We start from the raw sequence: 25,484 nt of genomic DNA, 5'->3' as shown, positions 1-25,484 counted from the left end.
GCTTTTTTCTTTCATGCCTCGGCAGGCAAAGGAATGTGCTATCCTGGCCGTCAGCTGACAGGCAGGGCCGGGCAGCCGGAGGTCCGCTCAACGCGGGTCTTCAGCCCCCGCAGGCTCTGCATGGTGTTCGGGTTGCCCGGCAGCACGAAACTCTGGGCAAGGGCGGTGCGGGCATTGTTGACGATGGCGACGTCCTGAACCGCCAGCGTGCGGCAGGCTTCGCCGGTGAAGCGCACACGCACGCGGATCAGGCGGTCGCCGTTGTCGGAGGGGCCGAATTCGGCGTCGAGCGCCGGGTTGGCTTCCGTCATCTTGCGCTCGATCACGACCATGTTGGCTTCATCCTGCACAACGGGCGTGCCCCGCTCGGTGGCGCTGGCGATCAGGGCCATGCGCACCTGCTCCGGGCTGCCGGCGATTGACAGGGATTGCGCACCCTGCGGCACCGTCAGCTGCGGCTGCGGGGCAACTGTGGTCTGCACCGGCCGCTGGGGGGCGCTCGACTGGCAGGCCGCAAGTGCCGCGGCGAGGGCAGGGACGATGATCATCTGGCGCATGGCTGCGATCCTCAAGGTAATCATGTTCAGGCTCCGGCAAGCCTAAACAGGCCACCAGTCCGGTTAACAAACTTAGAACACATCTGGTTCCGTTACTCATAGATCGGGAAGGAGGCTTTGAAAGCTGGCTACGTCACAATCCACGCGGAAATTTGCCGCTTCCCTATATCTTTTCTCCTATATCTTTTCTCATGCCAGTTCGCGATGAGCCCGGCCCGCCGGGTGCAGGTCATGCCCCCGCGTCGCTTGCGCCTTTCATGGCGTGATGCCTTCCGCACCCCGGATGCGCTGGCATCAGAATGTCTTTCCCGTGCGGAAGCCGCCGCCCTTGCCCATGGTGCTTCCGGAAGAGCCGGTTCTGAAGCCACCGCTTCCGCGCGAGCTGCCGCCGCCAAGCCCCTGACCCGAAAAGCCGCCGCCAAACGAGCTGCGGCTGGTGCCGCGGCTGCTGGTGTTCTGGCGCACATGCGCCTTGCGGGCGCGGGCCCAGTAGTCCGCGCCGCTGATGGCGCCCTTGACGAGCTCGCCCAGCAGGATGGTGGTCAGGTTGTCGTCCTTGAACGAGGAACCGTAATCGTCATAGCCGTTCTGCCGGAACTGCTGGGTTACCTTGGTCAGTTCCTCGCGGCGGCGGGAAATGTCGCGCTGCAATTCCTTGTCCTGGCGGATCTCGCGGGTCAGATCCTCGATCTGTGCCTCGACATTCTGCAGTTCACGCACGATGGCATCATCCTCGCGCGAGGGGGTGTCGATGGCCTTGCGCAGAAGCGTGTGCAGATCCTCCCGCTGCAGGGCCTTGGCGAGCTCCGCGGCTGCGGCCTGATAGCCTTCGTCCTCACCATCGGTGAAGGTCTGGAGCCGGGCCTGCAGGGCGGAAAGCTCCGCCTCCTGCGCCTCAAGCTGGCTGTCCAATTGCAGGAGGGCGTCCTGCAGCCCGATGGCCTCTCCCTCAAGGTCCCGCCCGGCAAGCCGTGTCAGCACCTGGCGTTCGGACGCTGCAACCGCATCCGCCGCCTCACTGGCCAGCGCATTGCAGCGGGCCGCATGGGCCGTGAGGCGCGGAGGGATCTCGGTCAGCATGGCATAGTTCGGCCGGGCCGCATCAAACCGGATCAGACCGGCGACCCAGCGGTCGAGCGAACGCACCAGGCCTGAGTGGCTGTAGCCCGTGGTGCCGAAGCCGCGCTGCCACAGATACATGAACAGCGGATCGTTTTCGTAGGCCTTGCCCTTTTCCTCCCGGTCCGCTTCTGCCTGGAGGGCCTTTTCCGAAGCGGCGGTGGCGGTGCGGGCGGCCTGTTCTGCCGCAGCTTTCAGCCCCTTGTGGGTCTCATCTGCGGCAAGGGCCTGGACAAGAGGCCCTTCCAGTGCCTCGATCTGCTCAAGAATGGCGGACCGGGCGGCGGAAAGCCTGTCCCGCTCGCGCATATGCTCTGCCCGCTGGCTTTCCTTGAGGCGGACCTCTTCGGCAAGGCGTGCCAGATCGGCATTGCGCCGCTCCAGCAGCTGGCGCGCTGTCCGTGCCGCGCCTTCCAGATCGGCGCCAAGATGCTCGGCTTCCTCTGTCTCCATGCGGAATTTTGCAAGGTCCCGGAAGCCTTCGCTCATCTTCTCCGATAGGGCCGAAATCGCCCGCGTTGCCCGTTCGATACGGTGGGCAAGCTCGGTCTCCTCGCGGCGCAGATCCGCAAGGGCCTGTTCGATGGCCGAGAGTGTCTGACGTCCGCTCAGCATGGCTCAAGCCCCCGTTCCGGTGTCACCATTCGGTAATGGCTCCCTGTTCCACCGGCTTGCTCCACTCGATGCCGAGCTTGCCGCGCAGCTTCACGCCCAGTTCGGCATCCTGGACGATGCCATCCTGCGCCTTGTCGTCGCGTACCGCATTGAAAACGCTGACCGGTACCCGCTGCGCCCAGATGGTCACGGTCTTTTCCCTGCCGTCTTCCTCCGAAACGATCCGCCGTGGCAGAGGCTTGCCATCGGCACCGATCGCCTCCACCACCAGATAAAAGTTCTCGGCCGACTGGTTCACATCGGGAATGCGTGTCACCCCCGTGGGCACATCCGGGCGGGAGACAATGCGAACGGTGAAGGTGGTGGCCAGCTCGTTGTCGAGTGCGGCCAGCTGGTCGCGCACCCGCCGTGCATCGGCCGCATCACCGCGCGCCAGAGCCCGTTCGCCGTCAGCCGCAAGCCCTGCGGCCTGCACCTTGACCGCATCGTCCAGAGCGGCCGCATTAATGGCTGCGGTCAGCCGCGCAATGTCCTGAGGCAAAGTCTGGCTGATCTCGGCCTGGAGAGCCTCCGCAGCCCTTTCACGCGGGGCCGTGACGAGGAAATGCCAGGCGGACAAGGAAATCACGAGTGCCGCCAGCGCGATCGCCGCCACGCGGGCATAGCGCATGCGCCGGATGTAAAGCAGGGCCAGAAACCGTTGCAGCCCTGCTTTGGGCGGGGCATAGACGAAACGGTCTTCCTTGAGGCTGGCAACACCCTGCTGCAGGATGTGATCGGGCACGTCAATGCCCTGTGAGGCATAGATGTCCCGCAGGCGGGCGATCAGCTGCGCATCACGGTCAGTTCCGCTCAGCTCACGCTGAACAAGGGCCTCATCATGGCGCAATGTGTCGACCACATCCATCGCCATCATCAGCTCGTCGAGCGGCTGTCCTGCGGCCTTCTGTGTTGCGGCCATTCCAATCCTCCGGCCCGCTGGGGCTGGTTCATCAAGTCGTGTGCGCCGGCCGGCCTGTCAAGCCGGCCGGATGGGCTCAGCCCTTGATCAGGGCCTCACCGGCAGCAAGCTTTGCCAGACGGCGCTTGCCATCTTCGACGGCAAGGCGGATCTCTTCGGAGTTTTTCGTCGACATCTCGCGCATTTCGTTGATGATATTGCGCGAATTGACCTGGAAATTGACCACGCTGTCCACCAGCTTCTTGACCGACGCCGCCTGCACGGTGGGACCATAACCGGCTTTCAGCGCGGCCTCCTGCACGGCATCGCCGATTTCGGCCAGTGTCTCGAGGCTCTTGTTGACGCCGTCCTTCATGGCATTCAGCGTCGCGGTGGATTCATGCAGGCCCTGCAGGCCGGTGAAGGAAGCGTTGAGCGCCGTCAGCACCGATTCATTGGTGGAGAAGAAGCTGACCGACTGGGCATAGACCCGCTCCTTGGCGTTGGTCGTCTGCATCAGGCGCGCCATGATCACTTCAGACGTGTTGTAGCCGATGGTCAGGTTGTCGGAGAGATCCTTGGCGACCTGATAGCGCTTTTCCTCGTCCTGCATCTCGCGCATGCGCTCGTCGCGGGTGAGTTCGAGCCTTGCCTTGGCCGCAAGATCCTCACCGCTGAAGGCCGTGACTTCGGCAGTTGCAGCTTCCAGCGACGCCTTGGCGGCGTTCAGCTTGGCGGTGGCGGTGTTCAGCACTTCCAGCGCCAGAACCTCGGCCTGTTTCAGCGCGCCGCGATAGTCACGGTAGGCGTTGAGGATGGTCTGCTCACGCTGGATCTGCTCCTTCGTGTCCTTTGCGACCTCCAGATAGGTCTTGCGGATATCGTCGAAGCGGTCGGAAATGGTGCCGCGGCGCATGTCACGCCAGCGGTTGGACAGGCCTTCCATGAAGGAAATCTTGCCGTCGGCCAGCTGGTCGACCATGGCCTTGGCGTCGTCGCGGATCGAGTTGAAGGCATCCGTGATCGCCTCGTAGCGCTCGCCGATGGTCATGGCGGCGATCTGGGTGCGGACGATCTCGTTGAAGGTGGAGGCCTGACCCAGCGTGCGGGTGATGACGGCAATCTTGTCCGGCGACAGATCGGAAATCTGCTCCAGAAGCGCGTTGATCGGCGCATCGGCTTGCGTTTCGGGCATGAGGCCCAGATCCCTGAGAGCGCCGACGGCCCGGTCGAGATACTGCAGCGGGCTCTTGCTCTGTGCCTCGGTCATCGTCTTCCTCCTGCATCTGCGCCCCGCCGGAGGATCCGGCAGGCCTTCCGCATGTTGCAACCAAATAGGTCAGGCTGATGACAGCAAGTCAACGCAAAGACCTGCGGGGCCATGATAATCCGCCCGCCCTGTCACATGAAGGCGACAGGGCGGGGGCATGTGACGCATCGTTACTTCGCCGCCGCCAGAGCCACGGCGATGGCGGCTGCAAGGCGGGCATTGTTGCGCACCAGCGCGATGTTGGTGACGAGGCTGCGGCCCTTCGTCAGCTCGAAGATGTGGCCCAGCACGAAGGGCGTGACGGCCTTGCCCCTGACGTCGCGCCGGGCAGCCTCGGCAATGGCCGCGTCAATATACTGGCCCATCTCGCCGCGGCTGATCTCGCTCTCTGCCGGAACCGGATTGGCGATCAGCACGCCGCCATGGCCGCCGAACAGCTTGCGCGCTTCGATCAGGCGGGCGATCTCCCCGGCGCTGTCCATGCGGTACGGGGCGGGCAGGCCGCTCTCGCGCGACCAGAAGGCGGGCACTTCGTCCGTGCCATAAGCGATCACCGGAACGCCGCGCGTTTCCAGCACTTCCAGCGTCTTCGGAATATCGAGCAGCGCCTTGGCCCCGGCGCAGACAACGCAGACCGGCGTGCGGGAGAGTTCGTCCAGATCGGCGGAGATGTCGAAGCTCGTCTCAGCCCCCTTGTGCACGCCGCCGATGCCGCCCGTGGCAAAGACGCTGATTCCGGCAGCTTCCGCCGCCATCATGGTTGCCGCCACTGTGGTGGAGCCCGGCCGTCCCGCCGCCACAGCAATGGCAAGATCGGCGCGTGAGCACTTCATCACGTTCTTTTCCTGCCCCAGCCGGTCAAGGTCAGCAGAAGCAAGCCCGATGCGGATGCGCCCGTCGAGCACGGCGATGGTGGCCGGCACGGCACCCGCCGCGCGGATGTCCGCTTCCACCTGGCGTGCCGTCTCCACATTCTGCGGGAAGGGCATGCCGTGGGTGATGATGGTCGATTCCAGCGCCACAATGGGTTTGCCGGCAGCGCGGGCGGCCTGAACCTCGGCCGAATAGACGAGAAGATCCGCAAGGCTTGCGGGCAGGGAGGTGGACATGGTTCTTTCCTCAAGGCTTGCGGCCGGTGCCGGACTATTGGAGGGCGGCACGGCGCTGAAAGGGTGGGATGGCTTGGGCCACGCCTTAAGGGCGTGCCGGCCGGTTGCTGTTCTTATAGACCTGCGGATGCCGGAGGTTCAACGTGAGGCAGAGGCTGAAGGCAGTGCCTCAAGCGCCTCCCAGCTCAGGCCCGCCGCGACTGCGCCGCTGACGGCAAGCGTCATGGCGGCTGCGGCAAGGCCTTTTTCGAGGCTCTCGGAGAGGGGCAGGTTGCGGGCGATGCCTGCAAGCGTTCCGGCCATCAGCGCATCGCCCGCACCGGTCACGTCATGGACCATGGCGGGAGGCGGGGGCAGGAAGCCATGCGCCTCACCTTTGGACCAGAAGAGCGGCTTTGCGCCTGCAGTTATCACCACGGCCCCCAGGCCAAGGGCCCGCAGGGCGGCGCCGAGTTCTTCCTGCGGGGCATCGGAGCTGAGCCCGGCAAGGTGTGCGGCCTCGCCCCGGTTGACGAAGAGGATATCAAGCCGCGGCAGGATGGGGCGAAGGCGCGCCGCCTTGGCATTCGACACCGCATCGGCCGCCAGCAGCCTGCTGCCGGAGGCCTGTGCCAGCGCTTCGAGCACGGTCTGGGACAGGTTTGCCTCGATGAACCAGAGGCCGGCCGCACGTGCTGCCGGCGACAGATCACGTGCGAGCGACGTATCAAGGCTCTCTGTTATTTCCGTATCGACCACGGCAGCGGCTAGTGAGCCATCCGGGTCATGCAGGGCCACGTAACGGCCTGTGGGCATCGCCAGGGTGCGCACGCCATGAAGGTTCAGCTGTTCGCGCCCCAGAAAGCTGCGCAATGCGGCGCCGTCGCCGTCATCTCCCAGCGCTCCGCTGAGGGCCACCGGCACGCCGAGCTTCGCCAGCCCCCGCGCCACATTGGTGGCAACGCCGCCGGGCATGCCCCGCATGGTGGACGGGGTGGAGGTTTCGCGGTGGATGGGCGCCTTCGCATGGGCGATCAGGTCGAGATGAATGGCACCGAAGCAGGCTGCCGGGGCCGCCGTCTGGACTGTTCCGTTCATTGCCGTGTCTCCTTGCCAGGCCCGTTCCGGTGGAATGAGGGAAGGCGCGCGTCTGCCGGCCGCCTCAAAGGGGCGCCGCTGCGGCTGTGCAGGGCGCGAACCATATGCCAGCGATTCTGCAAACCTGCCAGCCTGCTTGCGAAGCTACGTGAAAAGACCGGGCCTGCGGAAGAGCGCGCAGGCGTGAACATAAACGGAACTTATTGATGAAAAACGATAAAAAACAATCTTGTAAAAGATCTTGGCAAATTGGAACAAAGAGGGTACAAAAGCTGGGTTTGAAACGGCGGGTCCATCGTGGAATAAGGAGCCTCGCACATGTCTCAGAGTTCACTTCGCCTTGTAGAGAGCAGCCAGATGGACAAGACCAAAGCGCTGGATGCAGCGCTCTCGCAGATCGAACGGGCCTTCGGTAAGGGCTCCATCATGCGCATGGGCCAGGGGCAGGTGGTTGAGGTCCAGACGGTCTCCACCGGCTCCCTCGGCCTCGATATCGCGCTGGGTATCGGCGGATTGCCGAAGGGCCGTATCATCGAGATTTACGGCCCGGAATCCTCGGGCAAGACGACGCTGGCCCTGCACACCATCGCCGAGGCTCAGAAGTCCGGCGGCATCTGCGCCTTCGTGGATGCTGAGCACGCGCTCGATCCGATCTATGCACGCAAACTGGGCGTCAATCTGGACGATCTGCTGATCTCCCAGCCCGATGCCGGCGAGCAGGCGCTGGAAATCGCCGACACGCTGGTGCGCTCCGGCGCCATCGACGTTCTGGTGGTGGACTCGGTGGCCGCCCTGACGCCAAAGGCCGAACTGGAAGGCGAGATGGGCGACAGCCTGCCGGGCATGCAGGCCCGCCTGATGAGCCAGGCGCTGCGCAAGCTCACGGCCTCCATCTCCAAGTCGAACTGCATGGTGATCTTCATCAACCAGATCCGCATGAAGATCGGCGTCATGTTCGGTTCGCCCGAAACCACGACGGGCGGCAACGCGCTGAAGTTCTATGCCTCCGTCCGCCTCGACATCCGCCGCATCGGCTCCATCAAGGACAGGGAAGAGGTTGTCGGCAACCAGACCCGCGTCAAGGTGGTGAAAAACAAGCTGGCACCTCCGTTCCGTCAGGTCGAATTCGACATCATCTACGGTGAAGGCGTGTCCAAGTCGGGTGAGCTGGTCGATCTGGGCGTCAAGGCGAATATCGTCGAGAAGTCCGGTGCCTGGTTCTCCTACAACAGCCAGCGCCTCGGTCAGGGCCGTGAGAACGCCAAGCAGTTCCTGCGCGACAATCCGGCCATTGCCGATGAGATCGAGCTGGCCATCCGCCAGAACGCCGGTCTTCTGGCCGAAGCCATCACCACCGGTGACAGCGACAGCGAAGACGCTGACGATTGATATCCCTGCCGGTACAGGCTGACGGTGACATATCCCTTACGCCAGATCATTTGGGACCCGCGTTTCGCGGGTCTTCTGCTGTCTGGGGCACGATTACCCTCCGGGCCGGACTTCTGCCCCTTGCGGCAAGCGTCAAATGCAGATGCGGCAGCTGCCTCGCTTCTGGACAGGCCGAAGGGTGAAAGATAAAAGGCTTTGAACTGCTTGCGCGGGAAAGGCCGGGGCAGGGGGCAGGAGAGTGTCCCCGCCGGAGATATCCCGCGCTGCCGATGGATCGAGAGCGAGACCTAGATGAGCGGCGTAAACGAGATCAGATCAGCGTTTCTGGAATACTTTGCCAAGAATGGCCATCAGGTCGTGGAATCGAGCCCCCTGGTGCCGCGCAACGACCCGACGCTCATGTTCACCAATGCGGGCATGAACCAGTTCAAGAACGTGTTCACCGGCCTGGAAAAGCGCGACTACGACCGCGCTGTGACCGCGCAGAAGGTGGTGCGTGCCGGCGGCAAGCACAACGATCTCGACAATGTGGGCTACACGGCCCGCCATCACACTTTCTTCGAGATGCTGGGCAACTTCTCCTTCGGTGACTATTTCAAGGAGCGGGCCATCGAGCTGGCCTGGAACCTGATCACCAAGGAATACGGCCTGCCGAAGGAGCGCCTGATCGTCACCGTCTATTCGGAAGACGACGAGGCGCATGCCCTGTGGAAGAAGGTGGCCGGTCTTTCCGACAGCAAGATCATCCGCATCCCGACCTCGGACAACTTCTGGACCATGGGCGACACCGGCCCCTGCGGCCCGTGCTCGGAAATCTTCTACGATCATGGCGACCATATCTGGGGCGGCCCTCCGGGTTCGGCCGAGGAAGATGGCGACCGCTTCATCGAGATCTGGAATCTGGTGTTCATGCAGTATGAGCAGACGCCGGAAGGCCGCTTCAATCTGCCGCGTCCGTCGATCGACACCGGCATGGGACTGGAGCGCGTGGCCGCCGTGCTGCAGGGCGTCCATGACAACTACGACATCGACCTGTTCCGCGCCCTGATTTCGGCCTCGGTCAATGCGACCGGCGTTGAAGCGGATGGGGCTGCCCGGTCGAGCCACCGCGTCATTGCCGACCACCTGCGCTCCTCCTGCTTCCTGATTGCCGATGGCGTGCTGCCGTCGAATGAAGGCCGTGGCTATGTTCTGCGCCGCATCATGCGCCGTGGTATGCGCCATGCGCATCTGCTTGGCGCGCGCGAGCCGCTGATGTGGAAGCTGGTGCCCGCGCTCATCCGCGAGATGGGCCGCGCCTATCCGGAGCTGGTGCGTGCCGAGTCTCTGATCACAGAGACGCTGCGCCTCGAAGAAACCCGCTTCCGCAAGACGCTGGAGCGCGGCCTTGTCCTCCTCGACACGGCAACCGCCGATCTCTCCAAGGGGGGTGAGCTCGATGGCGAGACGGCCTTCAAGCTCTACGACACCTACGGCTTCCCGCTGGACCTGACACAGGACGCCCTGCGCGCCCGCGGCATCACTGTGGACACGGAGGGTTTTGCAACCGCCATGGAGCGGCAGAAGGCCGAGGCCCGTGCAGCCTGGGCCGGTTCCGGAGAAAGCGCCACGGACACGGTGTGGTTTGCTCTCAAGGAAAAGTGCGGCGCGACCGAGTTCCTGGGTTACGAGACGGAGCAGGCGGAAGGCGCCGTTCTGGCGCTGGTCGCCGGCGGCAAGGAAACGGACAAGCTGACGGCCGGACAGACGGGCTTCGTCATCCTCAACCAGACGCCCTTCTATGGCGAATCCGGTGGTCAGGTTGGCGACACCGGCGTCATGAAGGCCGCTGGCGTGCGTCTCAAGGTCACCGAAACACAGAAGAAGGCCGATGGCCTTTTCATCCATGCAGTGACGGTGGAAGAGGGCACGGTGACGGTTGGCCTTGGTGTCGAGCTGGTGGTGGACCATGTCCGCCGCAGCCACATCCGCGCCAATCACTCGGCCACCCACCTGCTGCACGAGGCCCTTCGCGAAGTGCTGGGCTCGCATGTGGCACAGAAGGGCTCGCTGGTCACGCCGGACCGCCTGCGCTTCGACTTCTCCCATCCCAAGCCGATTGACGATGCGGAGCTGAAGCAGGTCGAGGCGCTTGCCAACGAGATCATCCTGCAGAACGCCCCGGTCGACACACGCCTGATGGCGCTGGACGAGGCAATCGAAAGCGGCGCCATGGCGCTCTTCGGCGAAAAATACGGCGAAGAAGTGCGTGTGGTGTCCATGGGCACGGCGCTGCATGGGCCGAAGGCGGGCAAGGCCTATTCGGTCGAGCTTTGCGGTGGCACGCATGTGAAGCGCACCGGTGACATCGGCCTTGTGCGCGTTGTCTCGGAAGGTGCAGTGGCTGCCGGCGTGCGCCGTCTGGAAGCGCTGACCGGCGAAGCGGCCCGTGCCTATCTCGACGAGCAGGACACCCGCGTCCGCGAGATCGCGTCCATCCTGAAAGTTGGCGCGGGCGAGATCACGGCCCGCGTTGCCCAGCTGCTGGACGAGCGCAAGCGCATGGAGAAGGAACTCTCTGAAGCACGCAAGAAGCTCGCCATGGGCGGGGGCGCTTCCGGTGGTGCAGATCAGCCGCGTGAAATCAACGGTGTCAAGTTCCTCGGCCGCGCGCTGGATGGCATTCCGGCCAAGGACCTGAAGGGCATGGTGGATGAAAGCCGCACCGCGCTCGGCTCCGGCATCGTTGTGCTGATCTCGGTTTCCGAAGACGGCAAGGGCAGTGCCGTGGTTGGCGTCAGCGAAGACCTGACCTCCCGGTTCAGCGCAGTTGATCTGGTGCGCGTCGCCTCCGAGGCCCTTGGCGGCAAGGGCGGCGGCGGCCGTCCGGACATGGCGCAGGCCGGTGGCCCGGACGGGAGCAAGGCTGCGGAAGCCCTGGCGGCCATCGAAGCGGCCATCGCAGGCTGACCGGCGGTCCGTTCCGCCGGAGTGAATTGAAGCCCGGCAGTGCGGCAAAGTGCCTCTTCAGGGGCCCCAGCCGCACTGCCGGTGTGCGTTTGTTTTGAAATAATTGATTTTTTGCCTGTAGCTTTGGCTTGCTTCTGTCCCATGGCTTTCGGTGCCTGCGCATCATGCCTTGAATTTGCTCAGGCGCCACGCGGGCTTGGTCAACGCGCATTGGGCCGTGTTCATTGCGTGCTGGACGTGCCGGGTTGCGTTTCTGGAGGTGCCGTTGGAGCTGCTTTTCTCTGTGCCTGCGATACTGCTCGGTCTTTCCGGCGTCTATGCGGTGTTCACGCTGACGCTGGCGGCAGCTGTCGTGCGCTATCCGGGCTCCACATATCTGCGCCTCTGGTTTGCTGTCTTCCTGCTGGCATCGGCCGGCAGTACCAGCATCGCATTGCGGGGCACAGTGCCCCTTGCCCTGAGCGATAACGTTGGCTTTGGCCTCTTCATCACGGCTCTGGGCTTTGTCTGGCTTGGCATGCGGTCCTTCTTCGGCCGGCATGTGCCCTATCTTCTTCCCGTCATGGCTGCCCTCGGTGTTGTTCCGCTCAGCCATTTCCTTGATGAAAGTCAGGAGCTTGCAGCGCTCTGGCGCCTTGTCTATGCCTTTGCATCCGCAGGTTTCTTCTTCCTGCTGACGGCATCTGAACTGCGGTGCAGCATCCGCGACGAGGGGCTGCCTTCGGCGCGGGCGGCCGCTGGGATCTACACCAGCTTTTCCTTCGTTCACCTGGCTGCACTGCCGCTGCCTTTCCTCTTCCCGGTCCGGTTTGACGGCCTCATCCCCAATTCCGACTGGCTGTTCGGGCTGATCTTCCTGTCACTGATGCACACTGTTGCGGCGGTGTTTCTGGGCATTGTCCTGTCGAACGAGCGCATGGCGAAAGCTTTGCGTCATCTGGCGGACACGGATGAACTGACAGGCCTGCCGAACCGGCGCGCCTTCCTGCGCCAAGTGGAGCAGTCGCTGGCAACGGGGAGCGGCGGCACGCTGCTGATCGCTGACGTCGATCATTTCAAGCAGATCAATGACCGGTATGGCCATCAGTGCGGCGATGCGGTGCTGAAGAGTTTTGCGGCCATGCTGGAACAGCTTGCCGGAGGCGGCTGTTTGCGGCCCGCATTGGCGGTGAGGAGTTCGGCATTTTTCTGCCCGGTCTGACCGGCCCGCATCTGGATTTGCTGGCTGCCCAGCTTTGCCGCGCAGCCGCCGTGTTGCAGATGGAGCATGATGGCAAGGCCATTCCGGTCACGATCAGCACGGGTGTGGCCGATACCTCTGGCCCCAACGCGTCCTTCGAACAGCTGTTTGCTGAGGCGGACCGGGCGCTCTATCTCGCCAAACGCTCAGGCCGGAACTGCTTCCGCCGCCTGCCGCAGATCCGCCTGGTGCATGAGGCCGGTGCGGAGGAGGGCGGAGAGAAGGGCGATGGAAAGCGCCAGCTTGCCTGAATTCGGGCCGGGACGTTCAGGCCGGGGCGCCGGTCAATTCCGTGCAGCTTTCACTTTTGCCGGTCTGGCTCCGAGCCAGACGCGCTGGCTGGCGGCATCGCGCAAGGGCGGGGCCAGAAAGTAACCCTGCGCATAGGTGCAGCCGGCGTCTTTCAGGAAGGCCAGCTGCCGCTCATCCTCAACCCCTTCCGCGACAATGCTGATGCCGAGGCCCTTCGCCAGGTGAATCATGGTTTCCACAATCACCGCATCCTGGCGGGAGGTTGTGACTCGCGTTGTGAATGACCGGTCGATCTTGACACCGGTGACCGGAAACTGACGCAGATGCGTCAGTGAGGCAAAGCCGGTGCCGAAATCGTCAAGTGACAGCTGGAAGCCCAGGTCATGCAGGCGCTCAAGGGTCCTGCCGATCTGACAGGCAGAGCGGTCGATCAGCACGGTTTCCGTGATTTCGAGCACCAGCCGGTCCGGCGTCAGGCCATGCCGGACAAGGCTCTCGCGCAGCATCGCAGGCAGGTTGTCGCATTTCAGTTGGGCAGGACCCAGATTGACCGACAGCGTGCCCGCGCCAAGACCGGCGCGTTCGAGAGCGGCAAAGCTCTGGCAGCTTTTTTCGAAAAGCTCCTGCCCGAGTGCCAGTCCCATTCCGGCATCTTCCGCTATGGCGACAAATTCAAAGGGCGGCATGTCTTCGCCTTGCCGGTTCCAGCGGGCAAGGCTTTCAAAGCCGTGGTGCCGGCCGGTTGAAATGTTGACGATGGGCTGCAGGGCCACGGTGATGCTGCCGGCCAGAATGGCTTCGGAAAGGGCGGTCTTGACCCCGGCCACCCGGTGCAGCCTGCGGCCGAGCTGCTCATCGAACAGGGTCCAGCCGTTGCGGCCGTTTTCCTTGGTCTTGTAGAGGGCACTGTCGGCGTTCTTGAACAGCTCGTCCACCGTAGTGCCATCGCGGGGGAAGAGGGCAATGCCCATAGAGATACCCGGCCGGAGCATCCGGTTTCCAGCCGTGATTTCCTTCGTCAGGGCCTTGTGCAGCGTGTTGGCGACCACCTCACAGGCCTCTTCGCGCTCGAAACCGGTGACAAGCACCGCGAATTCATCCCCGCCAAGCCGGGCAAGGGTATCTTCGCCGCGCAGGGTCTGGCGCAGGCGCTTGGCCACCGTCTTGAGCACCAGATCTCCGGCATCATGGCCAAGGGTGTCGTTGATGGACTTGAAGTGGTCGACATCCAGCAGGATGAGAGCGCCCATGCGGTCCGAGGACCGGGAGCCCTTGAGTGTGCGCTGCAGGGCGGTGATGAGGACACTGCGGTTGGCAATGCCGGTGAGGGAATCCGTCTCGGCGGTCTGGCGCACGGCCACCTCTGCGGCCTTCAGGGCGGTCACGTCGGTCCTGACACCGACAATATTGCCGGAGGCGGACTTGCGCTCGCGCACGTGCAGCCAGCGCCCGTTCGGCAGCTTCTGGATCAGGGCCTTGCCGGGCGGATTGCGGTGGTTGGCAAGGCGTGTGCGCAGCCACTTTTCCTTCTCCTCCGGCGCCGTACCGGCATCCAGATACTGTCCGGCCTCCAGCCCGTAGCGCAGGATGGTCTCGAATTTCTCGCCAAGCCGGATGGCCGGAGCCGAATAGCTGTAGAGATCCTTGTAGGCGGCGTTGAAGAGGATGAGCCGGTCTTCGCTGTTATAGGCGGCAAGCGCGTCCGGAATCGCTTCCAGCACGTCATCAAGAAGTGCCCGTGCCTGATCGGCCTCGTTCTGAGCCGTCATCCAGGGGGTGTTGTTGACCGCCAGTCCAACGGCTCCGCTCACCTGTCCCTCTTTCATCAGCGGGACGAGAACAGTCTCAATGTACTGGCTTCCATCACGCGTCGTGACGTGGCGGCTGTAGCGGACACGCTCTCCCTTGAGCGCGCGCTCGTGATGCTGATGCCACTCGGCAGCCTGGTCTTCGGGCACCCACGTTTCCACGGCACTTTTGCCGGCCAGATCGCCGAAGGCCGCAATATCTACGCTGTTCTGAAAGACATAGACGCCCTTAGCATTCAGGATCCAGGCACCATACGGCAAAGCCTCGAGAAGCTCACACAGGTCTATACCAGCCGTATCGAAATCCATGACATGCATGTCTTGCTCTCGCGCCACCTTGGTGAGGTGCCGGAAACAGCATGCGTCCGCTTTGAAAACGTTTCGTTAAAGCAATGAATAACTATTTCATGAATTGTCAGAAAAACTGAGTAATTATCCTTTGTTATCTATAATTTTCCGGACTATATCCGGATCGGCTATGCTTATTTATGATCTATATTCCCGGCATATGTGCCGGTTTCAGGGGTGTTGACTGATGTTTGTTTTTCCTGTCTGGATGATGGGGCTATCTGAAGCTGCAATTGGGAAAAATTACAGAGGTCAGGAATATCTTATCAGATCAGGCATGCAGCTGATCTTGCTCTCTCAGCCGGAGCCTGATTGGCTCAGTCTGAGAGAGATCTTGGCGTTTCGCGCGGCCTCTCAATTGATGACAGGCAGAAGGCCCTTCGGCAGTTGCTCGTAGAGCGGCTGACCCAGCCAGAAGACATCCGTCGGGCCGATGGCAAAGTCGACCACGTACCAGTAGCCGTCGACCTCGCGCTGCAGGACGAAAAGCCCGGGGCCGTCGCGGTATTCCATCTCCTCGGCAATCAGCGTCTTGCTGAGATCAATCGGCTTGCCACCGGGGCGCTGCGGGTCGAGGATGGCGAAGGCCCAGCCATCGGCAACGCGCATGTGGCGGACGGAAAACTCGACCGGTGCGCCAACGCGCACCTCCATGACCGGGCGGGCCGGGTCCAGAATGGCCGTGCGCTCCTCGCTGCCCCGGCCGGGCTCATAGGCCTTCTCGGCCATGGCGGGTGCCGTCATCAGGGCTGGGAGAAGGGCGCTGGACGCGAGGCAAAGGGGCAGGACAGCCCGAAACAGGGTGGCTGCCAGAAGACGCCGCAGCTTCGCGCCGGGGCTCTGAAAGGATCGCATCGAAAAAACTCTCTGCAAAAGGAGTGCATGACCCCGCCACTCTGGCAGGGCCGGCAGTATCCGTGCCCGGTCGGCACGGAAATTTCCAGTGCCCGGTGCAGGCCCGTGTTGCCTTTGCTTCTGCTCAAACGCAAACGGCCCGGATCAAGCTCCGGGCCGTTCCTCATCTTGTCCTGACAGGGAAGCGTTCAGGCAGCCATGGCCTTCTGCAGGTTGCTCTCGATCTTGTCGAGGAAGCCGGTGGTGGTCAGCCAGTTCTGGTCCGGACCGACCAGCAGGGCGAGGTCCTTGGTCATGAAGCCTGCTTCCACCGTCTCGATGCAGACCTTCTCCAGCGTCTGCGCAAACCTGGCCAGATCCGCATTGCCGTCCAGCTTGGCCCGGTGAGCGAGGCCACGGGTCCAGGCGAAGATCGAGGCGATCGGATTGGTCGAGGTCTGCTCGCCGCGCTGGTGCTGGCGGAAATGGCGGGTGACGGTGCCGTGGGCGGCTTCCGCCTCCACCGTCTTGCCATCCGGCGTCATCAGCACGGAGGTCATCAGGCCCAGCGAGCCGAAGCCCTGCGCCACGATGTCCGACTGCACGTCGCCATCGTAGTTCTTGCAGGCCCAGACATAGCCGCCCGACCACTTCAGCGCCGAAGCCACCATGTCGTCGATCAGGCGGTGTTCGTACCAGATCTTCTTTTCGGCATAGGCGTCCTTGAACTCCTTGTCGAAAATCTCCTGAAACAGGTCCTTGAAGCGGCCGTCATAGGCCTTCAGGATCGTGTTCTTGGTGGAGAGATAGCAGGGCACCCCGCGCTGCAGGGCATAGTTGAAAGAGGCGCGGGCAAAATCGATGATGCTTTCATCGAGATTGTACATGGCCATGGCGACACCGGCGGAGGGGGCGTCATAGACCTCGTGCTCGATAACGCTGCCGTCCTCGCCCTTGAAGGTAATCGTCAGCTTGCCCTTGCCGGGAAAGCGGAAGTCGGTGGCGCGGTACTGGTCGCCGAAGGCGTGACGGCCGACGATGATCGGCTGGGTCCAGCCCGGCACCAGACGCGGCACGTTGCGGATGATGATCGGTTCGCGGAAGATGACGCCGCCCAGAATGTTGCGGATGGTGCCGTTCGGCGACTTCCACATCTTCTTCAGGCCGAATTCCTCAACGCGGGCTTCATCGGGAGTGATCGTCGCACATTTGACGCCAACGCCGTGCTTCTTGATGGCATTGGCCGCATCGATGGTGATCTGGTCACCGGTTTCATCGCGCTTCTGGATCGACAGGTCGTAATAGTCGAGATCGATCTCCAGATAGGGGAAGATGAGCTTGTCCTTGATGAACTGCCAGATGATGCGGGTCATCTCGTCGCCATCGATATCGACGACCGGGTTCGCTACCTTGATCTTTGCCATGGGTTCTGGGCCTCGTCTGGGTTGCGGAAACTGGATTGTGTTCGCGTGTGTACGATTTTGACGCCGGTCAGGCAAGCGGCGATTTCCCGCTGTTCCTGCCACTTGCCGGCGGATATCTGAAGGAACCATAGCCATGCTTCTTGCTGTTTGCACGACAACAGAGACGAAAGAGGAAGCGAGGACGATCGCCCGTGCCGCGGTAGAGGCCGGGCTTGCGGCCTGTGTGCACATGGAGGAGATCACCAGCCTTTACATGTGGGACGGCAAGGTCAATGAGGGCGGGGAGGTACGCCTGACGATGAAAACGGCAGCGGAGGCCTATCCCGAACTGGAAGCCCTCATTCAGCGCCTCCATTCCTACGACCTGCCTGCGGTCTATGCCTTCGAGGTGGTGAAGGGCAGCGCGGCGTATCTGGAGTGGGCGCGGGGGCAGGTGGCAGTTCGGGAGTGACACTCATTGAATTGTACAGGATTCTGTGCATATGTAGTGCGTGAACAAGGAGCCTTTCCATGGATGTCATGACCTACACCGATGCACGTTCGTCCCTGAAGGACGTGATGGACCGGGTGATCCATGACCGGGTCGAGGTGATCGTCACCCGCAAGAAGCGGGAGGCCGTCGTGATCATGTCTCTGGAAGAGTTCAACTCCATTCAGGAGACGCTGCATCTGCAGAAGAGCCCGGAAAATGCCCGCCGGCTGCAGGCCTCGATTGCGCAGCTGACGGCGGGTGAAGGCGAGGAGCGTGAGGTCGATCTGTGAAGCTCGTCTTCTCGGATCACGCCTGGGAAGATTATCTCTGGTGGCAGCAGCCGGGCCGGGAAAAGGGGCTTGAGCGCGTCAATTCACTGATCAAGGAAGCCAGACGGCAGCCCTTTGGCGGAATAGGCAAGCCTGAGCCACTGAAGGGCGACCTGACGGGATGGTGGTCCCGCCGGATCGCCGATGACCATCGCTTCGTCTACCGTGTGTCCGGCAAAGCCGGGGCGCAGAGCCTCGAGATCGCGCAGCTGCGCTATCACTATTAGGTCCCACCGTGTGGTGCAGGCTCAGTTGACCGCTGCAGATATCGCCGGGCCAGGCTCCAGGCCGGGTACGTCTTGAGCCAAATCCTTTTGACAAAGAATTTTACCTGACTTAAGTCAGGTAAATCATGTTGAACGATATCTCCCGTTTCCGCCGTTTCAGCCGTGCCGTCACTTCCGAGGTGGGTGCGCTGGATACGTCGTTTCTTGGCCGTGGCCGCCCGCTGGGGGCTGCCCGTGTTCTCAACGCCATCGGGCATGGCCGCACGGATGTGGCGGCCATCCGCTCCTATCTCGGGCTCGACTCCGGCCTGATGAGCCGTCTTCTCCGGTCTCTGGAGGAGGAGGGCATGATCGAGCTGGCCCCCGATCCGGAGGATGCCCGCAAGCGCCGGGCGCAGCTGACCGCCGCAGGGCAGGAGGAATTCGAGATCTACGAGAACCTGTCCGATGAGCGGGCAGAGCGGCTGCTGCAAAGCCATGCTCACCCTCAGGCGCTGCTGGAGGCGATGGATCTGATTGCCTCGGCTCTGGGGCGCGAGCGTTGGAGCTTCGAGGAAGTGGACCCGCGATCTGAAACCGCGCGCCACTGCCTTGAGCAATATTATGCCGAGCTGGACCGGCGCTTCGAGGGGGGCTTTCAGGTGTCGCTGTCTGCCGATCCGGATGCGCAAAGCATGATGCGGCCCAAGGGGGCGTTCTTTGTCACCCTTTCGGACGGCATGCCTTTGGGCTGCGCCGGGCTCAAGGGCACGGACAAGGGCTATGCGGAAATCAAGCGCCTCTGGGTGTCCCCCGCTGCCCGTGGCCTCGGCCTTGCCCGCAAACTGATGGCGAAGACCGAAGAGGCGGCAAGGGAACTCGGCATCAGCCTGCTGCGCCTTGATACGAACAAGGCTTTGCCCGAAGCGGTCAACTTCTACCGCAAGGAAGGCTGGACCGAAATTGACCGCTTCAACGATGATCCCTATCCGGATTTCTTCTTCGAGAAGCGGCTTTGAGAGGATCAAGCGCCCGCTTGATCCTGTAGTCACCCTCTCCGTTGTCATCCTCGCGCAGGCGAGGATCCAGTACCCCCGGTACTTGCCATCTGCTTAGCCGGGGCTACGGTTCCTGGTCTTGCCGCTGCGCGGCAAACCGGGGTGACCCGAGTGGCCGTAAATTGAAAGCAAAAAGGGCGGCCCGGTGGACCGCCCCTTCTGATGTCAAAGCTCACAAAGCCTTAGCCGATGATGGCGTTCAGCGTGGCGCTCGGGCGCATGACGGCGGCAACCTTGTCGGCCGGGGCGTGGTAGTAGCCGCCGAGGTCGACAGGATTGCCCTGCACGGCGTTGAGTTCCGCCACGATCTTCGCTTCATTGGCGGTCAGGGCTTCGGCGACCGGGGCGAAATACGCCTTCAGCTCCGCGTCCTTGTCCTGTGCGGCAAGGCCCTGTGCCCAGTAGAGGGCGATGTAGAAGTGGCTGCCGCGATTGTCGAGCTGGCCGACCTTGCGCTGCGGGGATTTGTCGTTGTCCAGCAGCTTTTCGATGGCCTTGTCCAGTGCATCGGCCAGAACCTGAGCCTTGGCGTTGGACTTGACCTGGGCCAGATGCTCCAGCGAGGCGCCGAGGGCGCAGAATTCGCCCAGCGAATCCCAGCGCAGGTAGTTCTCTTCCACCAGCTGCTGCACATGCTTGGGGGCAGAGCCGCCGGCGCCCGTTTCAAACAGGCCGCCGCCGTTCATCAGCGGCACGATGGACAGCATCTTGGCCGAGGTGCCGACTTCCAGGATCGGATAGAGGTCCGTCAGATAGTCGCGCAGCACGTTGCCGGTGATGGAGATGGTGTCGAGGCCCTTGGCAATCCGCTCCGTGGAATAGCGGGCTGCATCGCTCGGCGACATGATCTGAAGGTCGAGGCCTGACGTGTCATGCAGCGGCAGATAGGCTTCCACCTTCTTGATCAGCTCGGCATCGTGGGCGCGGTTCTTGTCCAGCCAGAACACGCCCGGCATGCCGGAGAGGCGGGCGCGGCTGACGCCGAGCTTCACCCAGTCGCGGATCGGGGCGTCCTTGGTGAGGCAGGCGCGCCAGATGTCGCCGCCTTCAACCTCATGCTCCAGCAGCGTGGTGCCAGCGGCATCAACGATGCGGATGGAGCCATCGGCCTGCGCCTTGAAGGTCTGCGGGTGCGAGCCGTATTCCTCGGCCTTCTGGGCCATCAGGCCGACGTTCGGCACTGTGCCCATCTTGGACGGGTCCAGGGCGCCGTTCTTCTTGCAGAACTCGATCACCGCATCATAGACGCCGGCATAGGACGAGTCCGGGATCACGCACTTGGCGTCATGTTCCTTGCCATCCGGGCCCCAGCCCTTGCCGCCAGCGCGGATGAGGGCGGGCATCGAAGCGTCGATGATGACATCGGACGAGACATGCAGGTTGGTGATGCCCTTGTCCGAGTTCACCATGTATATGGCCGGGCCATTGTCGAGCGCAGCTTTCAGGTCGGCCTTGATTTCTGCGGCCTTGTCAGCGGGCAGCGCCGCAACCTTGGCTTCCAGATCGCCGATGCCGAGGTCCGGGTTGACGCCGATTTCAGCGAAGGTGGCCGCGTGCTTGGCGAAGAGGTCCTTCAGGAAGGTTTTGACCACATGGCCGAAGATGATCGGGTCGGAGACCTTCATCATCGTTGCCTTGAGGTGCACGGAGAAGAGCACGCCCTTGTCCTTGGCGTCCTGAATTTCCTTCTCAAGGAAGGCGGTCAGGGCCTTGGCGCTCATGAAGGTGGCGTCCAGCACATCGCCTTCGGTGAGCTTAAGGTTGTTCTTCAGAACGGTGACGGCACCGTCCTTGGCCACGAATTCGATGCGTGCCGTGCCGGCGGAAGCTGCGGCAACCGTCACGGACTTTTCGTTGGCGGCAAAGTCGTCCTTGCCCATGGTGGCGACATGGGTCTTGGAGGTCGGCAGCCAGGCGCCCATCGAATGCGGGTTCTTCTTGGCGTATTCCTTCACCGCATTCGGGGCGCGGCGGTCGGAATTGCCCTCACGCAGAACCGGGTTCACGGCCGATCCCTTGATCGCGTCATAGGTGGCCTTGACGGCCTTGTCCTCGTCAGTTTCCGGATTGTCCGGGTAGGAGGGGATGGCATAGCCCTGTGCCTGCAGTTCCTTGATTGCGGCATTGAGCTGCGGCTGCGAGGCGGAGATGTTCGGCAGCTTGATGACGTTTGCGTCCGGCTCGTTCACCAGACGGCCAAGCTCGGCCAGATCGTCGGACTGCTTCTGCGCATCCGTCAGATACTGGGGGAAGGCGGCGAGGATGCGGCCTGCCAGCGAAATGTCCTTGGTGCCGATGGAGATCCCGGCCGGTTTGGCAAAAGCCTTGATGATCGGCAGGAAGGACGCGCTCGCCAGTTCAGGCGCTTCGTCGACCTTGGTGTAGATGATGTCGGGACGTCCGGTGTCGGCCATGTTCAATCATTCCCACAGTTTGAAACGGTCAGGCGGAGGTGCCGGGGCAGCTCCGGGGAGGGCCACCATAGACACGTATACAGTTGTGCGCAATTTCCGGACGCCTGCCCGGCCGGAAATCCGCAAGGAGTTCTAACAAACGCGGGGGAAAAGGCAATCAAGCGAAAACCCTGAGGGCAGCTTGACGCTGCCATGATGCGGGATACCGGGCAGACAGGCGCCGGTAACGGGGACTTCTCCAGCATAAAATTCCTTTCCGGGCTTGGCGGGGCGGTCAATTCATCGTATTTAGACGATGAATTGACCTGCGGGCAGCGGTGAGTCTGGCAGACAGAGGGAGAGATCATGTCCAGTCATGGCGCTGAGCGGCCGGATCACGGCAGCGGCGGAGGGGCTTGTTGTGCCCCGAAGGAGAAAGTCTGCCGGAACGCGGATGCTGCGGCACTGGCTGACCTGTTCCGGGCGCTGGGCCATCCGGTCCGTATCGGCATTCTCAAGGAAATCATCCAGCGTCAGGAGGCCTGCTGCGGCGAGATTGTCGGCTGCCTGCCGCTGGCCCAATCCACCGTGTCCCAGCACCTGCAGGTGCTGAAGGAGGCCGGGCTTCTGACCTGCGACATCCGCGGGCGCACCTGTTCCTACCGGATCAACGAGGCCTTTCTGGCAGGCGGAAACGCTGCCGGTCTGCGGCTTCTGGCGAATGCTGCCAGCTTTTTCAATGACATCACAGCTGCCGCTCAAACCTCTTCAAGGGCGCGGGAGAGACAAGAATGACAAGACGTGCAAATCCCCATGGCCCCGGTTCTGCTTCGGCAAAGGTGAGTGCCGACGATGGTTCGACCATGACCACGCTGGCCAACCTGTGGCCCTATATCTGGCCGGAAGGGCGGGCGGATCTGAAGCTGCGCGTGGTCTGGGCGGTACTGGCGCTGGTGGTGGCCAAGCTGGTCACGGTCGTCTCGCCCTATTTCTTTGCCTGGGCTTCCGACGCGCTGACCGGCGAAACCATGGGCCTGCCGGGCTTTCTGGTGGCACCGATGATGCTGGTGATCGCCTACAACGCTGCCCGCGTTCTGGCAGTGGCTTTCAACCAGTTCCGCGATGCGCTGTTTGCCCGCGTTGGCCAGCACGCGGTGCGCCAGCTTGCCCTCATCACCTTCTCGCATCTGCACCGCCTGTCGCTGCGCTTTCATCTGTCCCGCCGCACGGGCGGGCTCAGCCGGGTGATCGAACGCGGCGTCAAGGGCATCGAGGCGATCGTCCGCTTCACCATTCTCAACGGCATTCCGACCTTGCTGGAATTCGCCATCATGGCGGGCATCATCTGGTACCAGTTCGGCTTTGCCTATGTGATCATCGTGGCGCTGATGATCGCTGCCTATGTCTGGTTCACGGTGCAGACGTCCAACTGGCGCATTTCCATCCGCCGCGAGATGAACGAGAGCGATACGGAAGCCAATTCCAAGGCCATCGACAGCCTGCTCAACTTCGAGACGGTGAAATATTTCGGCAACGAGAAGATGGAGGCCGCCCGTTTTGATGCCTCCATGGCGGTTTATGAGCGCGCCGCGACCCGCACCTGGACCTCGCTTGCCTGGCTCAACTTCGGCCAGTCCTTCATTCTGGGCATCGGCACGGCAGCTTGCATGGTCCTCTCCGCCCGCTCGGTGATGGCGGGAGAGCAGACCATTGGTGATTTCGTGCTGATCAACGCGCTGCTGCTGCAGATCGCTATTCCGCTCAATTTCGTCGGCTTCATTTACCGCGAGATCCGGCAGGGGCTCGCCGATATCGAGGCGATGTTCGCCGTCCTCGCCGTTCCGGCGGAAATCGAGGACAAGCCGGGCGCCCCGGCGCTTGTCATCGGCTCCGGCGCCATCCGCTTCGAGGATGTGGTGTTCCACTACGACCCGGACCGGCCGATCCTCAAGGGCGTCAGCTTCGAGGTGCCGGCCGGAAACACGGTCGCCATCGTCGGGCCTTCGGGGGCGGGCAAGTCCACCATTTCCCGGCTGCTGTTCCGCTTCTATGACGTGACTGGCGGGCGGGTGACCATCGACGGGCAGGATGTGCGTGACGTGACGCAGGAAAGCCTGCGCCAAGCCATCGGCATGGTGCCGCAGGATACGGTGCTGTTCAACGACACTATCGCCTACAACATCCGCTATGGCCGCCCGGATGCTTCCGAAGAGGATGTGCGCGCTGCCGCCCGGATGGCACAGATCGACAGTTTCATCGAGACACTGCCCAAGGGCTATGCCAGCGAGGTGGGCGAGCGCGGACTGAAGCTCTCCGGCGGCGAGAAGCAGCGCGTCGCCATCGCCCGCACCATCCTGAAGGCTCCGCCCATCCTCATTCTGGACGAGGCAACTTCGGCCCTCGACACCCATACGGAGCGGGAAATCCAGTCCGCGCTGGATCAGGTTTCCCGCAACCGGACGACCGTGGTCATCGCCCACCGCCTGTCCACCGTGGTCAATGCGGACCAGATCCTCGTGCTGCAGGCCGGTGTCATCGCCGAACGCGGCACCCATGCGGAGCTGCTCGCCAACGGCGGCCTCTACGCCTCCATGTGGAGCCGCCAGCGCGAGGCCGACGAAGCCGAAGAACGCCTGCGCGCTGCAAGGGAAGCCGATGAACTCGGGGTCATCGTGCGTGGTCAGAAGGCGGGGGAGCCTGAGCGAGTGTAAGCTTGTCTGACGGGACGTTGCTCTCCTCACAGGCCCCGGCACAAGGCCGGGGCGTCGCGGAAGGTGGATCTTGTTCGGTTTGCCCAAAGCCTTCCCACTACGCCGTCCCGGCCTCCGTCCCGGCCTCCGTCCCGGGACCCGTCAGGGATGTGTTTGCGCGTCTCACCCCGCCATACGGTGCCCTGCGTCCTGTGCATAGGCGTGGCCGAAGCGGTTGGCGAGGAAGGCGGGGAGGGGTATGTCTTCCTGGCGGAGGAAGCCCTGCTGCGGCAGCTGGCCGGCCGCGAGCATGTCCAGCACGGCGGCGATGGCGCTTGCGGTGGTGATCTGGATGGCGCTGTAGAGCCGCCCGCCGATGACGCCGCTATAGACCTTGCTGGCATAGGTCTCCTGTACGAGGCGGCCGTTCTGGCGTCCGCTGGCGGTGACGAAGATGATCACCACATCCTGAAGGGTGGAGGGCAGGGCGTTTTCCAGAATGTCCTTCAGCACCTCGCGCCGGTGGCGCAGGCCAAGGTCGTTCAGCAGTGCCTTCATGATGGCGGCATGGCCGGGATAGCGGATGGTCTTGTAGTTGAGCGTCCGCACCTTGCCCTTCAGCGTCTCGCACAGGGTGCCGAGCCCGCCGGAGGTGTTGAAGGCCTCGTAGGTGACGCCATCAAGGGCGAATTCCTCGCGCTCTTCCAGTGCGGGCACCTCGGCCATGTGGCCATCCACAATGGCCTCGCAGGGCTCGATATATTCGTTGATCACCCCGTCCGTGCTCCAGGTGAGATTGTAGTTGAGCGCGTTGGACGGGTACTGCGGCAGCGCGCCGACGCGCATGCGCAAGGTGTCGAGGCTGTCGAAGCGGCGGGCGAGATCATTGGCGGCGATGGAGATGAAGCCCGGTGCAAGGCCGCACTGGGGAATGAAGGCGGTATGCGCCGTCTCAGCGATCTCCTTCACCCGGCGGGTGGCGGCCACATCTTCCGTCAGATCAAGATAATGCACGCCGGCCTTGGCAGCGGCTTCCGCGATGGCGATCGTCAGGTGGAAGGGCGCGGCGCTCAGCACGGCATATTTACCGGAAAGGGCTGCCGTCAGTGCTGCGCTGCCGCTGATGTCCAGCGCCAGCGTTTCGATGCCTGGTTCGCCTGCAAGGGCCGCCAGTTCTGCGGGCGAACGGTCAATCACGGTGACGCGGTAATCACCGGAGCCGGTGAGGAGGCGGGCGATGGTGGCGCCGATCTTGCCGGCACCAATGATGGCAATCGTCTTCATGTGTCGAACCCCTCGGGCCCTTTCCGGGCATTATGAGGTTCAGAATGACTGAAGGACATGTCGATTCACAGCTGCAGATATAGCAGAATAAAGTGCTGATTTGATCAAAATGACGAAACTG

The 25,484-nt window shown here is 62.9% G+C and carries 19 protein-coding genes and 2 pseudogenes; 9 read left to right on the top strand and 12 right to left on the bottom strand.

Going from position 1 to position 25,484, the window contains the following annotated elements; translation table 11 throughout:
• Window positions 1–50 precede the first annotated feature (50 nt).
• The 6 genes from ASC48_RS00285 to ASC48_RS00260 form a co-directional block, all read right to left on the bottom strand.
• Entirely contained in the window at window positions 51–581 is a 531-nt protein-coding gene (locus tag ASC48_RS00285; protein WP_208975473.1) for a hypothetical protein, read from the bottom strand.
• 270 nt (window positions 582–851) lie between these two features.
• The gene (locus tag ASC48_RS00280; RefSeq protein WP_055453855.1) at window positions 852–2,291 is read right to left on the bottom strand and encodes a coiled-coil domain-containing protein; all 1,440 of its coding nucleotides are present in this window, start codon (window positions 2,289–2,291) and stop codon (window positions 852–854) included.
• 22 nt (window positions 2,292–2,313) lie between these two features.
• Window positions 2,314–3,252, bottom strand: a complete 939-nt coding sequence (locus tag ASC48_RS00275) for a DUF6384 family protein (RefSeq protein ID WP_055453854.1) — start codon at window positions 3,250–3,252, stop codon at window positions 2,314–2,316.
• A 76-nt stretch (window positions 3,253–3,328) separates the two neighbouring features.
• Window positions 3,329–4,501, bottom strand: coding sequence for a hypothetical protein (locus ASC48_RS00270; protein ID WP_055453853.1), 1,173 nt, complete (start codon window positions 4,499–4,501; stop codon window positions 3,329–3,331).
• 170 nt (window positions 4,502–4,671) lie between these two features.
• On the bottom strand, window positions 4,672–5,610 hold the full coding sequence (locus ASC48_RS00265; protein ID WP_055453852.1) for a pseudouridine-5'-phosphate glycosidase: 939 nt from the start codon (window positions 5,608–5,610) through the stop codon (window positions 4,672–4,674).
• A gap of 138 nt (window positions 5,611–5,748) precedes the next feature.
• Complete coding sequence (locus ASC48_RS00260) at window positions 5,749–6,687, bottom strand: PfkB family carbohydrate kinase (protein ID WP_072242481.1); 939 nt, start codon at window positions 6,685–6,687, stop codon at window positions 5,749–5,751.
• A gap of 318 nt (window positions 6,688–7,005) precedes the next feature.
• Here ASC48_RS00260 and recA point away from each other — a divergent pair, with 318 nt between their 5' ends.
• From recA to ASC48_RS20065, 3 genes and pseudogenes are all read left to right on the top strand, one after another.
• Window positions 7,006–8,076: a recombinase RecA gene (gene recA, locus ASC48_RS00255; protein ID WP_055453851.1), complete on the top strand. Its 1,071-nt coding sequence runs from the start codon at window positions 7,006–7,008 to the stop codon at window positions 8,074–8,076.
• Between the two features lie 291 nt (window positions 8,077–8,367).
• Window positions 8,368–11,025, top strand: a complete 2,658-nt coding sequence (alaS, locus tag ASC48_RS00250) for an alanine--tRNA ligase (protein ID WP_055453850.1) — start codon at window positions 8,368–8,370, stop codon at window positions 11,023–11,025.
• Window positions 11,026–11,542: 517 nt separating this feature from the next.
• Window positions 11,543–12,366 (top strand): annotated as a pseudogene (locus ASC48_RS20065) (GGDEF domain-containing protein); the annotation flags it as partial.
• 183 nt (window positions 12,367–12,549) lie between these two features.
• Here the strand turns inward: ASC48_RS20065 and ASC48_RS00235 are convergent.
• The 4 genes and pseudogenes from ASC48_RS00235 to ASC48_RS00225 form a co-directional block, all read right to left on the bottom strand.
• On the bottom strand, window positions 12,550–14,328 hold the full coding sequence (locus tag ASC48_RS00235; protein WP_244269969.1) for a putative bifunctional diguanylate cyclase/phosphodiesterase: 1,779 nt from the start codon (window positions 14,326–14,328) through the stop codon (window positions 12,550–12,552).
• A gap of 36 nt (window positions 14,329–14,364) precedes the next feature.
• Window positions 14,365–14,634, bottom strand: a pseudogene (locus ASC48_RS20220) (PAS domain-containing protein); the annotation flags it as partial.
• 393 nt (window positions 14,635–15,027) lie between these two features.
• Window positions 15,028–15,528: a hypothetical protein gene (locus ASC48_RS00230; RefSeq protein WP_055453846.1), complete on the bottom strand. Its 501-nt coding sequence runs from the start codon at window positions 15,526–15,528 to the stop codon at window positions 15,028–15,030.
• Window positions 15,529–15,716: 188 nt separating this feature from the next.
• Window positions 15,717–16,931 (bottom strand): NADP-dependent isocitrate dehydrogenase, encoded by a 1,215-nt coding sequence (locus tag ASC48_RS00225; protein ID WP_055453845.1) that lies wholly within the window; start codon window positions 16,929–16,931, stop codon window positions 15,717–15,719.
• Window positions 16,932–17,064: 133 nt separating this feature from the next.
• Here ASC48_RS00225 and cutA point away from each other — a divergent pair, with 133 nt between their 5' ends.
• The 4 genes from cutA (at window position 17,065) to ASC48_RS00205 (ending at window position 18,957) form a co-directional block, all read left to right on the top strand.
• On the top strand, window positions 17,065–17,382 hold the full coding sequence (cutA, locus tag ASC48_RS00220) for a divalent-cation tolerance protein CutA (protein WP_055453844.1): 318 nt from the start codon (window positions 17,065–17,067) through the stop codon (window positions 17,380–17,382).
• A 59-nt stretch (window positions 17,383–17,441) separates the two neighbouring features.
• On the top strand, window positions 17,442–17,693 hold the full coding sequence (locus ASC48_RS00215; RefSeq protein WP_050472621.1) for a type II toxin-antitoxin system Phd/YefM family antitoxin: 252 nt from the start codon (window positions 17,442–17,444) through the stop codon (window positions 17,691–17,693).
• On the top strand, window positions 17,690–17,959 hold the full coding sequence (locus ASC48_RS00210) for a Txe/YoeB family addiction module toxin (protein ID WP_019964589.1): 270 nt from the start codon (window positions 17,690–17,692) through the stop codon (window positions 17,957–17,959). The genes ASC48_RS00215 and ASC48_RS00210 overlap by 4 nt, the downstream gene beginning before the upstream one ends.
• 125 nt (window positions 17,960–18,084) lie before the next feature.
• Window positions 18,085–18,957 (top strand): bifunctional helix-turn-helix transcriptional regulator/GNAT family N-acetyltransferase, encoded by an 873-nt coding sequence (locus ASC48_RS00205; protein WP_055453843.1) that lies wholly within the window; start codon window positions 18,085–18,087, stop codon window positions 18,955–18,957.
• Window positions 18,958–19,178: 221 nt separating this feature from the next.
• Here the strand turns inward: ASC48_RS00205 and ASC48_RS00200 are convergent, their stop codons facing one another.
• Window positions 19,179–21,410: an NADP-dependent isocitrate dehydrogenase gene (locus ASC48_RS00200; RefSeq protein WP_055453842.1), complete on the bottom strand. Its 2,232-nt coding sequence runs from the start codon at window positions 21,408–21,410 to the stop codon at window positions 19,179–19,181.
• A gap of 345 nt (window positions 21,411–21,755) precedes the next feature.
• Between ASC48_RS00200 and ASC48_RS00195 the strand changes: the two genes are divergently transcribed.
• Window positions 21,756–22,184: an ArsR/SmtB family transcription factor gene (locus ASC48_RS00195; protein ID WP_055453841.1), complete on the top strand. Its 429-nt coding sequence runs from the start codon at window positions 21,756–21,758 to the stop codon at window positions 22,182–22,184.
• Window positions 22,181–24,100, top strand: a complete 1,920-nt coding sequence (locus ASC48_RS00190) for an ABCB family ABC transporter ATP-binding protein/permease (protein ID WP_055453840.1) — start codon at window positions 22,181–22,183, stop codon at window positions 24,098–24,100. Before ASC48_RS00195 ends, ASC48_RS00190 begins: the two co-directional genes overlap by 4 nt.
• Before the next feature lie 162 nt (window positions 24,101–24,262).
• Here the strand turns inward: ASC48_RS00190 and ASC48_RS00185 are convergent, their stop codons facing one another.
• A complete protein-coding gene (locus ASC48_RS00185; RefSeq protein WP_055453839.1) occupies window positions 24,263–25,363 on the bottom strand; it encodes a saccharopine dehydrogenase family protein in 1,101 nt (366 codons plus the stop codon).
• Window positions 25,364–25,484: the final 121 nt, after the last annotated feature.

The organism is Pannonibacter indicus (assembly GCF_001418225.1).
Lineage (GTDB): Bacteria > Pseudomonadota > Alphaproteobacteria > Rhizobiales > Stappiaceae > Pannonibacter > Pannonibacter indicus.
Note: the sequence above shows the minus strand (reverse complement) of the source record. Positions and strands in the feature narration are given on the sequence as shown.

What these genes read in the sequence shown, in the direction of transcription:
- ASC48_RS00275 (WP_055453854.1), bottom strand. Translation starts at nt 3,252, where the DNA reads ATGGCCGCAACACAGAAGGCCGCAGGACAGCCGCTCGACGAGCTGATG.
- alaS (WP_055453850.1), top strand. Translation starts at nt 8,368, where the DNA reads ATGAGCGGCGTAAACGAGATCAGATCAGCGTTTCTGGAATACTTTGCC.
- cutA (WP_055453844.1), top strand. Translation starts at nt 17,065, where the DNA reads ATGCTTCTTGCTGTTTGCACGACAACAGAGACGAAAGAGGAAGCGAGG.
- ASC48_RS00280 (WP_055453855.1), bottom strand. Translation starts at nt 2,291, where the DNA reads ATGCTGAGCGGACGTCAGACACTCTCGGCCATCGAACAGGCCCTTGCG.
- ASC48_RS00195 (WP_055453841.1), top strand. Translation starts at nt 21,756, where the DNA reads ATGTCCAGTCATGGCGCTGAGCGGCCGGATCACGGCAGCGGCGGAGGG.
- ASC48_RS00230 (WP_055453846.1), bottom strand. Translation starts at nt 15,528, where the DNA reads ATGCGATCCTTTCAGAGCCCCGGCGCGAAGCTGCGGCGTCTTCTGGCA.
- ASC48_RS00185 (WP_055453839.1), bottom strand. Translation starts at nt 25,363, where the DNA reads ATGAAGACGATTGCCATCATTGGTGCCGGCAAGATCGGCGCCACCATC.
- ASC48_RS00215 (WP_050472621.1), top strand. Translation starts at nt 17,442, where the DNA reads ATGGATGTCATGACCTACACCGATGCACGTTCGTCCCTGAAGGACGTG.
- recA (WP_055453851.1), top strand. Translation starts at nt 7,006, where the DNA reads ATGTCTCAGAGTTCACTTCGCCTTGTAGAGAGCAGCCAGATGGACAAG.
- ASC48_RS00260 (WP_072242481.1), bottom strand. Translation starts at nt 6,687, where the DNA reads ATGAACGGAACAGTCCAGACGGCGGCCCCGGCAGCCTGCTTCGGTGCC.
- ASC48_RS00285 (WP_208975473.1), bottom strand. Translation starts at nt 581, where the DNA reads ATGATTACCTTGAGGATCGCAGCCATGCGCCAGATGATCATCGTCCCT.
- ASC48_RS00265 (WP_055453852.1), bottom strand. Translation starts at nt 5,610, where the DNA reads ATGTCCACCTCCCTGCCCGCAAGCCTTGCGGATCTTCTCGTCTATTCG.
- ASC48_RS00270 (WP_055453853.1), bottom strand. Translation starts at nt 4,501, where the DNA reads ATGACCGAGGCACAGAGCAAGAGCCCGCTGCAGTATCTCGACCGGGCC.
- ASC48_RS00200 (WP_055453842.1), bottom strand. Translation starts at nt 21,410, where the DNA reads ATGGCCGACACCGGACGTCCCGACATCATCTACACCAAGGTCGACGAA.
- ASC48_RS00205 (WP_055453843.1), top strand. Translation starts at nt 18,085, where the DNA reads ATGTTGAACGATATCTCCCGTTTCCGCCGTTTCAGCCGTGCCGTCACT.
- ASC48_RS00225 (WP_055453845.1), bottom strand. Translation starts at nt 16,931, where the DNA reads ATGGCAAAGATCAAGGTAGCGAACCCGGTCGTCGATATCGATGGCGAC.
- ASC48_RS00190 (WP_055453840.1), top strand. Translation starts at nt 22,181, where the DNA reads ATGACAAGACGTGCAAATCCCCATGGCCCCGGTTCTGCTTCGGCAAAG.